The following is a 9,973-nucleotide window of genomic DNA, read 5'->3' as shown; positions in this document are numbered from 1 at the left end:
GTACGGGACCGGCGCCGGCCGGTCCCGTACGGCGTACCGGGGCGGCGCGGGGGGGGCCCCCCCCCCCCCCCCCCGGGGGCCCCGGGGGGGGGGGCCCCCCCCCCCCCCCCCGCCCCCCCCCCCGCGGGGGGGGGCGGCCCCCCCCCCCCCCCCGGGGGGGGGGCGCCGGCGGCGCCCGCCCGGGCGGCGCTGGGCCGCGGCGCCGGCCGGGGGCGGCACACCCCGCATCCGGCGGCCGGGCCGCCGGGCGCGGCGACCACGACACGCGCCGAGCGGAACCGCCGGAGCGGGTGTGCCCGATCCGTCCGCCCCGGGCGGGACGGAAGGAGCAGGTGTGCCCCGTCCGTTCGCGCAGGGCCGGACGGACGGGGCAGATGTGCCCCGTCCGTCCTCGCCTCGTTCCGGTCCGTTCTCACACAGGGGGTTCGGCGCCGGTCGGTCGGCGGATTGGTCCCGAGAGCTCATTCACTCGTTCGGAGCAGAGTCGATGATCGACCAATCCTTTCGGCCGACGGCCACGAATAGGGGGTGAGGAGCGCTCCAACAGCGCTCCGACCAGTGCGGAAGGACCGGAGGGAGCCGGAATGGCAGGGGAACGGCGGCGGACGGCCGTGGTGGGGGCCGGGGTGGCGGGACTGACCGCCGCCCACGTTCTCCGGGACGCTCATGAGGTGACGCTGTACGAAGCCGACGACCGCCTCGGGGGCCACGCCCACACCCACGACCTGGGCGCGTCCGACGGGCGGGTGCACCGCGTCGACTCCGGGTTCATCGTGCACAACCGGCGGACCTACCCCCGTCTGCTGCGGCTCTTCGACGAACTGGGCGTCGCCACCCAGGAGTCCGAGATGTCGATGTCCGTGCGGTGCGAGGGGTGCGGCCTGGAGTACGCGGGGGCCCGTGGGCCCGCCGGGCTCTTCGCCCAGCCGGGCTCCGCCGTGCGCGGACGCTATCTGCGGATGCTCGCCGAGGTGCCGCGCTTCCACCGCGCCGCCCGGGCCGTGCTCACGCTGCCGGAGAGCGGAGCGAGCGGGATGACGCTGGGGGAGTTCGCCCGGCGCGGGCGGTTCTCGCCGTACTTCCACGCCCACTTCCTCACCCCGATGGTCTCCGCCGTCTGGTCCTGCGACCCGGTCACCGCCCTGCGCTACCCGGCCCGCTATCTCTTCCGCTTCCTCGACCACCACGGCATGCTCACCATCGGGAACTCCCCGGTCTGGCGCACCGTCACCGGCGGCTCGCGCTCCTACGTCGACCGTGTGGTCAAACAGCTCACCACCGTGCACATTGCCACCCCGGTACGCGCCATCACCCGGCACGCGGACGGCGTCGAGGTCACCACGGAGGACGGCACGACCACCCCGTACGACTCCGTCGTCATCGCCACCCACCCCGACCAGGCGCTGCGGATGCTCGCCGACCCGACCGACGCCGAGCGCAGCACGCTCGGCGCGTTCCGGTACTCCCGCAACCCCACCCTGCTCCACACGGACACCGCCCTGCTGCCGCGCGCCCGGGGGGCCAGGGCCTCCTGGAACTACCTGATGCCCTCCTGCGCCGCCGACGCCGACCGGGTCACCGTCAGCTACGACATGAACCGGCTCCAGCGGCTCGACGCCCCGGACACCTTCGTCGTCACGCTGAACGGCTCCGACCGGGTCGACCCGCACACCGTCCGCGCCCGCATGGTCTACGAGCACCCCGTCTACACCCCGGAGTCGGTCGCGGCCCAGGGCCGGCTGCCCGCCCTGTCCGGCCCCGTCACCGCCTACGCGGGGGCGTACCACGGCTGGGGGTTCCACGAGGACGGCTGCCGTTCGGGGGTCGAGGCCGCCGCCGCCCTGGGGGTGCGGTGGTGAACGCCCTCTACCCGTGCACCATCACGCACGTACGGAACCGGCCCACGAAGTACGCGTTCCGGCACCGGACGTATCTGTGGCTGATCGACCCCGACCGGCCGCCCCGGCTGCCGCGCGCCCTGCGGCCGCTGGCCCGGTTCGATGCCCGCGACCACTTCGCCGGCACCGCCCCCACCATCCGGGACGGTCTGGAGCGCTTCCTGCGGGCCCGGGACGTGGAGCTGGGCGACGGCACCGTCACCATGCTGACCCAGGCCCGGGTGTTCGGGTACGTCTTCAACCCGATCACCGTCTACTGGTGCCACCGCGCCGACGGCAGTCCCCTCTGCGTCGTCGCCGAGGTGCACAACACGTACGGCGGACGCCACGGCTACCTTCTGCGCCCCGACGGGAATGACCGAGCCGTTACCGGCAAGGAGTTCTACGTCTCGCCGTTCTTCCCCGTGGACGGCGGCTACCGGATGCGGCTGCCCGAGCCCGGGGCGCGTCTCGACCTGAGCATCCATCTGGAGCGGGAGGGGGGCCGCCCGTTCACCGCGACCGTACGCGGTGGGCGCCGCCCCGCCACACCGCGCCAGCTGGTGCGCCTCGCCCTGCGCCACCCCCTCTCCACCATCCTTGTCTCCGCCGCGATCCGCCTGCACGGAATCCGGCTCTACCTGCGCGGACTCCCCGTGCAACCCCGTCCCCCTCACCGCACACAGGAAGGCATGCAGTGACCGCTCCCACCTCGGCGCTGCCGGCAGAGCACACCCCCGGGACCGACCCGGAACGCTGGCCCGACATCGTCACCCTGCCCCGGGTGTCCCGCGCCCGGACCGCCGTCGCCGAACGCATCGTCCGCCGCGCGCTCGGCGGTCTCCCCCTGCGCGCCCGGCTCGCGGGCCAAGGCGACATCGGCCTCGGCGGACCGCTCATGGACATCCGCGACCCCGACGCCTTCTTCCGGCGGATCGGGGCGAGCGGACTCATCGGCTTCGGCGAGTCCTACATGGCCGGCGAGTGGGACGCGCCGGACCTCGTCGCCGTGCTGACCGTCCTCGCCGACAACGCCGCCGACCTCGTCCCCCGCTCCCTGCAACGCCTGCGCGGCATCTGGCATCTGCGCAGGCCCGCCGCGCAGATGAACACCCCCGAGGGCTCCCGGGACAACATCAGCCACCACTACGACCTGTCCAACGAGCTGTTCGCCCTCTTCCTCGACGAGACGCTCTCGTACTCCTCCGCCGTCTTCCGCGGTTTCCCCGCCGACCACGACCTGCTGCCCGCCGCCCAGCACCGCAAGATCGACCGGCTGCTGGATGCCGCCGGGGTCACCGAGGGCACCCGTCTCCTGGAGATCGGCACCGGCTGGGGCGAACTGGCCATCCGTGCGGCCGCCCGCGGCGCCCGGGTCGTCACCGTCACCCTCTCCGCCGAGCAGCGCACCCTCGCTCTCGCCCGTATCCGCGAGGCCGGATTCGAGGACCGCGTCGAGGTGCGGCTGAGCGACTACCGCCATGTCACCGGCGACTACGACGCCATCGTCAGCGTCGAGATGGTCGAGGCGGTCGGCGAGGAGTTCTGGCCGGTCTACTTCGAGACCCTGGACCGGCTGCTCGCCCCCGGCGGCCGGGTCGCCCTCCAGGCCATCACCATGCCCGACGACCGGCTGCGCGCCAGCCGATCCACGTACACCTGGATCCACAAGTACATCTTCCCCGGCGGACTGCTGCCCTCCACCGAGGCCGTGGAGCGGATCACCACCGGACGCACGAGCCTGCGCACCACCCAGCGCATCCGCTTCGGCGCGCACTACGCCGAAACGCTCCGCCTGTGGCGCGAGCGGTTCACCGGACGGGCGGCCGAGGTCGACGCCCTCGGCTTCGACGCCGTCTTCCGCCGGATGTGGACCTTCTACCTCGCGTACTCCGAAGCGGGCTTCCGCTCCGGCTATCTCGATGTGCAGCAGCTGCTGCTGACCCGTGAGGAGACGGCGTGACCACCTCCGCCACCAGGCCCCCCGCCCGGCGCACCCCGACCGGGGCCGCCCAGCGCGTCGAACCGCTGATCGAGCGGTTCCTCGGCGGCGGACTGCCGGTCCGGGTACGGATGTGGGACGGCAGCGAGACCGGTCCCCGGGACGCCCCCACCGTTCATGTGCGGACCCGCAGAGCCCTGCGCCGACTGCTGTGGGAGCCGGGCGAAATCGGCCTCGCCGAGGCCTACATCACCGGCGACATCGACCTCGACGCCGACCTCGGCGACGGGCTGCGCGCCATGCGCCGCGCCGTGCGCGAACGCGGCCTCACCGCGCCCTCGCCCGCCCTCGCAGACCGGCTCAAGGCGGCCGGCCTCGCCCTGCGCCTCGGCGCGGTCGGCCCCCGGCCGCCGGTGCCCGCCGCCCGCGCCGGACTGAGCGGGGCCCTGCACAGCAAGGCCCGCGACCGGGCGGCGATCAGCCACCACTACGACCTGTCCAACGCCTTCTACGCCCTGCTCCTCGACGAGACGATGGCGTACTCCTGCGGCTACTGGACCAGCGACGCACCCGGCTACGGCCCGGCCGATGCGCAGCGCGACAAGCTGGAGCTGATCTGCCGCAAGCTCGGACTGCGGCCCGGCTCCCGGCTGCTGGACGTGGGCTGCGGCTGGGGTTCGCTGACCCTGTACGCGGCCGAGCGCCACGGCGTCCGCGTCACCGCCGTCACCCTCGCCGCCGAACAGGCCGCGTACGTACGGCAGCAGGTCGAGAGCCGTGGGCTCGGCGATCTCGTCGAGGTGCTGAACATCGACTACCGGGACATCGCGGAGCGGCCCGAGACCCGGGGCGCGTACGACGCCGTGTCCACCATCGAGATGGGCGAGCACGTCGGGGACGCCGAGTACCCCGCGTTCACCCGGATCCTGCACGACTCCCTGCGGCCGCGCGGGCGGGTGCTGGTCCAGCAGATGTCGCGGGGGACGACCGCCCCGGGTGGCGGCGCGTTCATCGAGTCCTACATCGCCCCCGACATGCACATGCGGCCGGTCGGCGAGACCGTCGGTCTGCTGGAGGGCTCGGGGCTGGAGGTCCGCGACGTCGAATCCCTGCGCGAGCACTATGTGTGGACGGTGGAGGCCTGGCGGCGCACGCTGGAGGAGCGCTGGAGCGAGTTCGTCGCCATGGTGGGGGAGGAGACCGCGCGGGTGTGGCGGCTCTATCTCGTCGGCGGCGCGCTCGCGTTCGAGGAACGGCGGATGGGCGTCGACCAGATCCTCTCCGTACGGCCCGACCGGGTCGGCTCGGCCGCGATGCCGGCCACCCGGCGCGACTGGTACGCACCGGACGCCGGCCCGGAGGAGGGCCGGTGAGCGGCTTCGGCTGGGCCGCGTTCGCGAGCGGGCTCGCGGGCGCGGCCGTCGCCGCCCTCGGCGTCATGCTCGTCACCTTCGCCGTCGCCCTGAAGAAGGGCGTGCACCGGATCGTCGACGTCGCCTGGGGCATCGGGTTCGCCGCCGTCGCGCTGGTCTCCTACGGCCTCTCGGCGGGCGAGGGCGACGACGCCCGCCGACTGCTCGTCACCGCGCTGACCGTGATCTGGGGGCTGCGCCTCGCGATCCACATCGGGCGGCGCGGGAAGGGCCACGGGGAGGACCCGCGCTACGAGAAGATGCTGGCCAAGGCCCCCGGCAACCCCCAGCTGTACGCCCTGCGCAAGGTGTACCTGCTCCAGGGCGCGCTGGTCTGGCTCGTCTCGCTCCCGGTCCAGGCCGCCCAGTACCTCACCGCGCCGCTGGCCTGGTGGGCGTGGGCGGGGGTCCTGCTGTGGGCGGTCGGGCTGGCCTTCGAGGCGATCGGTGACGCCCAGCTCGCCCGGTTCAAGTCCGACCCCGCCAACAAGGGGAAGATCATGGACCGGGGGCTGTGGTCCTGGACCCGCCATCCGAACTACTTCGGTGACTTCTGCGTCTGGTGGGGCCTCTTCCTCTTCGTCTGCCAGGCTCCTGCCGCCGCTGCCGCCACCGTCGTGGCCCCCCTGGTGATGACCTTCCTGCTGACCAAGGGCAGCGGCGCGGCCCTGCTGGAGCGGCACATGGCCGACCGGCCCGGGTTCGACGCGTACCGGGCCCGGACGAGCGGCTTTTTCCCGCGGCCGCCGCGCCGGGTGTGAGGACGCGGGGGGGGGGGGGGGGGGGGGGGGGCCCGCGCCGGGGGGGGGGGGCCGGGGGCCCCGGCCCCTGACCGTTTCGGCGCCGGCCCTGCCGGACTGCCGGTCCGGGTCCTACAGGTGCGGGAGGATCGACGGCATCAGGTCCTGGAACGTGCGGCCGTTGGCCGGGTTCCCGAGGGCCGTCATCTGCCATCCGGTGCCCGCGCGGTGCACCTTCGCCATGATCTGCGCGGTGTACTGGCCGCCGCCGTCGAGCGTGTACCGGGCGAGCTCCTGGCCGTTGGTCTCGTCGACGATGCGGCAGAAGGCGTTCTGCACCTCCTGGAACGTCTGCCCGGTGAAGGAGTTCACCGTGAAGACGATCTGGTCGATGTGGACCGGCACACGCTGGAGGTCGACGAGGATGGCCTCGTCGTCGCCGCCGGAGCCAGCGCCGCCGACCAGGTTGTCGCCGGTGTGCTTGACCGAGCCGTCATCGCTGACGAGGTGGCGGAAGAACACGACGTCGACCGGCTGCTTGTCGGCGAAGAGCACCGCCGAGGCGTCCAGGTCGACCTCGCGGGTACGCGAACCGAACAGGCCACGGCGCGGAGCCGCCTGCCAGCCGAGCCCCATCCGTACCGCGGTCAGGGTTCCCCCGTCGCTCTTCTGCAGGCTGATGGCCTGACCCTTGGTCATATTGACCGTCACGCGCTGTCCCCTCTCGGCATTGCCCCGCAACCATCCGTGTGCGGTTTCCCCGCACCCTACGCATTCCACCCCGGGCGGCAGCAGGTTCGGTCCGTTTTCGTGTCGGTCTTGCAACACACCCGGCGCGGCCCGCCCGGTGCGGTGGAAACGGTGTCGGTCGCCGGCGACGGGACCGGCCCGGCACCGGCGATCTCACCGGCGACGGGCGTCGGGATCAGGCCATGCCCGCTTCCTTCATCTGACGCAGTTCCTTCTTCAGTTCGCCGACCTCGTCGCGCAGCCGGGCGGCCACCTCGAACTGCAGATCCGCGGCGGCGGCCCGCATCCGCTCGGTCATCTCCTCGATGATCCCGGCCAGTTCGGTGGCGGGCCGGTCGCTGAGCACCGCGCCGGGCTTGGCGGCCTTGCCCTTCGCCCCGCCCTTGGCGGCCTTGCCACCGAGCGCCGGGACCGGGGCCTTGGTCTCCTTGCCCTGGCGGTAGCCGGTGCCGAGGAGCTGCTCGGTGTCGATCTCCTCGCGGGCGATGGTCGCGACGATGTCGTTGATCTTCTTGCGCAGCGGCTGCGGGTCGATGCCCCGCTCGGTGTTGTAGGCGATCTGCTTCTCGCGGCGGCGGTTCGTCTCGTCGATCGCCTGGGCCATGGCCGGGGTGATCTTGTCGGCGTACATGTGGACCTGGCCGGAGACGTTACGGGCGGCGCGGCCGATGGTCTGGATGAGCGAGGTGCCGGAGCGCAGGAAGCCCTGCTTGTCGGCGTCGAGGATGGCCACGAGGGACACCTCGGGGAGGTCGAGGCCCTCGCGCAGGAGGTTGATGCCGACGAGCACGTCGTACTCGCCGGAGCGCAGCTCGCGCAGCAGCTCGATGCGGCGCAGGGTGTCGACGTCGCTGTGCAGATAGCGGACCTGGATGCCGAGCTCCAGGAAATAGTCGGTGAGGTCCTCCGACATCTTCTTGGTGAGCGTGGTGACCAGGACCCGCTCGTCGCGCTCGGTGCGCTTGCGGATCTCGTGGACCAGGTCGTCGATCTGGCCCTCGGTGGGCTTGACCACGACCTCGGGGTCGACGAGACCGGTGGGGCGGATGATCTGCTCGACGAACCCGTCGCCGCGCGAGAGCTCGTACTTCCCCGGGGTGGCGGAGAGGTACACCGTCTGGTCGATCCGCTTCAGGAACTCCTCCCACTTCAGCGGCCGGTTGTCCATGGCGGACGGCAGCCGGAAGCCGTGGTCCACGAGGGTCCGCTTGCGGGAGGCGTCGCCCTCGTACATCGCGCCGATCTGCGGGACAGTGACGTGGGACTCGTCCAGGACGAGGAGGAAGTCGTCCGGGAAGTAGTCGAGGAGGGTGTTGGGGGCGGTGCCGGGGGCGCGGTCGTCGAAGTGCATCGAGTAGTTCTCGACTCCGGAGCAGGTGCCGATCTGGCGGAGCATCTCGATGTCGTACGTGGTGCGCATGCGCAGGCGCTGGGCCTCCAGCATCTTGCCCTGCTTCTCCAGCTCGGCCAGGCGCTGTTCCAGCTCCTGCTCGATGCCGCTGACGGCCTTCTCCATGCGCTCGGGGCCGGCGACGTAGTGGCTGGCGGGGAAGACGTGGACCGTGGGGTCCTCGCTGATGATCTCGCCGGTCAGCGGGTGGAGCGTGGACAGCGCCTCGATCTCGTCGCCGAACATCTCGATGCGGACGGCGAGCTCCTCGTAGACCGGGAAGATCTCGATGGTGTCGCCCCGGACCCGGAAGGTGCCGCGGGTGAAGGCCAGGTCGTTGCGGCTGTACTGCATCTCGACGAAGCGGCGCAGCAGCTGGTCGCGGTCGATCTCCTCGCCGACCTTGAGCTGGACCATGCGGTCCACGTACTCCTGGGGCGTACCGAGACCGTAGATGCAGGAGACGGAGGCGACCACGACGACGTCACGCCGGGTGAGCAGCGAATTCGTCGCGGAGTGGCGCAGTCGCTCGACCTCCTCGTTGATGGAGGAGTCCTTCTCGATGTAGGTGTCCGACTGCGGGACGTACGCCTCGGGCTGGTAGTAGTCGTAGTACGAGACGAAATACTCCACCGCGTTGTTCGGGAGGAGCTCACGGAACTCGTTGGCCAGCTGGGCGGCGAGCGTCTTGTTGGGCGCCATCACCAGGGTGGGGCGCTGCAGCTTCTCGATCATCCAGGCGGTGGTCGCCGACTTGCCGGTGCCGGTCGCGCCGAGCAGGACGACGTCCTTCTCGTCGGCGCGGATTCGCCGCTCCAGCTCGGCGATGGCCGCCGGCTGGTCGCCGCTGGGCTGGTAGGGACTGACGACCTCGAAAGGCCGCACCGAACGTTCGATCTTGGAAACGGGCCGCATGCAACCACCGTACGGCCCCCCACTGACAACGGCCTCGGATCAGCGGTACCGGGCCCCGCCCGCCCCCCCGCGGGCGGGGCCCCGCAGCGGCCGTCCGGCGCGCGGGTCCGGGCCGGGTTCGCCCGTCACCGCCCCGGGGTCGAACAGGAGCACCACGGCGGCGAGGAGCAGGAAGCAGCCGGGGCCCACCAGCATCGGGCCGATCATCTCGGCGGGCCGGTCGCCGGGCAGGACCGCGGACAGGTCGGACGGCAGGGTGGGCGGCAGGTGCAGGTGCACGTCGAGCGCGGCCATGCCGGTGTAGTGCATCCCGGTCACCGCGACGGCCATCAGGATGCTCGCGCCGAGGCCGGAGAGGGCGCCCCGGAGGGTGACGGCCGCCCACAGCGCGCCCGTGGCGGCGGCCCCGGCGATGAGCACCGAGAGGACGACGAGGGGCGTGTCGTACGCGAACCGCGCGTCCATACGCATGCCGGCCATGCCGAGGTAGTGCATCGAGGCGATGCCGAGGCCGGTGATGGTGCCGCCCGTGATCAACGCCATGCGGGTCGCGCCCCGGTACCCGACAATGAAGATGCCGATGCCGACCATCACGACGGCCAAGGCCAGGCCCGCGAAGGTGAGGGGCCTGTCGTAGGAGATCGGCGTCTCCTGGACGGTGAAGCCTGTCATCGCGACGAAGTGCATGGTCCACACCCCGGAGCCGATGGACAACGAGCCCAGGGCCAGCCAGCCGGCCCGGTAGGAGCGTGCGGCGTGCAGGGACCTGGTGGTGCAGCGGAGCCCGAGGGCGGCTCCCAGGGCGGCCATGAGGAATGCCGCGACCGGAGTCACCAGGCCGTAGGTGAATCCGTCGACTGTTCCTTGCATGCGCGTGGCCCTTTCGAGAATGCCCGGGTTCGAGGAGGATCCCCAAGGGGCAAGTCCCGGCAGACAGACAAAAGAAG

Annotated in this window: 8 protein-coding genes; 5 read left to right on the top strand and 3 right to left on the bottom strand. The window is 72.2% G+C overall.

The genetic code is table 11. The annotated features are described in order from the left end of the window. Nucleotides 1-584 precede the first annotated feature (584 nt). From JS521_RS12700 to JS521_RS12680, 5 genes are read left to right on the top strand one after another with little or no spacing between them, the layout of a single operon-like run. A complete protein-coding gene (locus JS521_RS12700) occupies nt 585-1,859 on the top strand; it encodes an NAD(P)/FAD-dependent oxidoreductase (RefSeq protein WP_205082921.1) in 1,275 nt (424 codons plus the stop codon). Continuing rightward, a complete protein-coding gene (locus JS521_RS12695; RefSeq protein WP_372448577.1) occupies nt 1,853-2,578 on the top strand; it encodes a DUF1365 domain-containing protein in 726 nt (241 codons plus the stop codon). Before JS521_RS12700 ends, JS521_RS12695 begins: the two co-directional genes overlap by 7 nt. Further along, nucleotides 2,575-3,840 (top strand): SAM-dependent methyltransferase, encoded by a 1,266-nt coding sequence (locus JS521_RS12690; protein WP_205082918.1) that lies wholly within the window; start codon nt 2,575-2,577, stop codon nt 3,838-3,840. Before JS521_RS12695 ends, JS521_RS12690 begins: the two co-directional genes overlap by 4 nt. Then, the gene (locus JS521_RS12685) at nt 3,837-5,192 is read left to right on the top strand and encodes a class I SAM-dependent methyltransferase (RefSeq protein WP_205082916.1); all 1,356 of its coding nucleotides are present in this window, start codon (nt 3,837-3,839) and stop codon (nt 5,190-5,192) included. Before JS521_RS12690 ends, JS521_RS12685 begins: the two co-directional genes overlap by 4 nt. Beyond that, complete coding sequence (locus JS521_RS12680) at nt 5,189-5,992, top strand: DUF1295 domain-containing protein (RefSeq protein WP_205082914.1); 804 nt, start codon at nt 5,189-5,191, stop codon at nt 5,990-5,992. Before JS521_RS12685 ends, JS521_RS12680 begins: the two co-directional genes overlap by 4 nt. A 111-nt stretch (nt 5,993-6,103) precedes the next feature. On the opposite strand, the gene JS521_RS12675 is transcribed toward JS521_RS12680, so the two are convergent. The 3 genes from JS521_RS12675 to JS521_RS12665 form a co-directional block, all read right to left on the bottom strand. Beyond that, nucleotides 6,104-6,682 (bottom strand): TerD family protein, encoded by a 579-nt coding sequence (locus tag JS521_RS12675; protein WP_205082913.1) that lies wholly within the window; start codon nt 6,680-6,682, stop codon nt 6,104-6,106. Between the two features lie 214 nt (nt 6,683-6,896). Next, the gene (uvrB, locus tag JS521_RS12670) at nt 6,897-9,026 is read right to left on the bottom strand and encodes an excinuclease ABC subunit UvrB (RefSeq protein ID WP_205082911.1); all 2,130 of its coding nucleotides are present in this window, start codon (nt 9,024-9,026) and stop codon (nt 6,897-6,899) included. A gap of 39 nt (nt 9,027-9,065) precedes the next feature. Next, nucleotides 9,066-9,896 carry an MHYT domain-containing protein gene (locus JS521_RS12665; RefSeq protein WP_205082910.1) on the bottom strand — a complete coding sequence of 277 codons (831 nt, stop codon included), beginning with the start codon at nt 9,894-9,896 and terminating at the stop codon, nt 9,066-9,068. Nucleotides 9,897-9,973 lie beyond the last annotated feature (77 nt).

The sequence above is a fragment of the Streptomyces durocortorensis genome (genome assembly GCF_016901035.1).
Taxonomy (GTDB): domain Bacteria; phylum Actinomycetota; class Actinomycetes; order Streptomycetales; family Streptomycetaceae; genus Streptomyces; species Streptomyces durocortorensis.
Note: the sequence above shows the minus strand (reverse complement) of the source record. Positions and strands in the feature narration are given on the sequence as shown.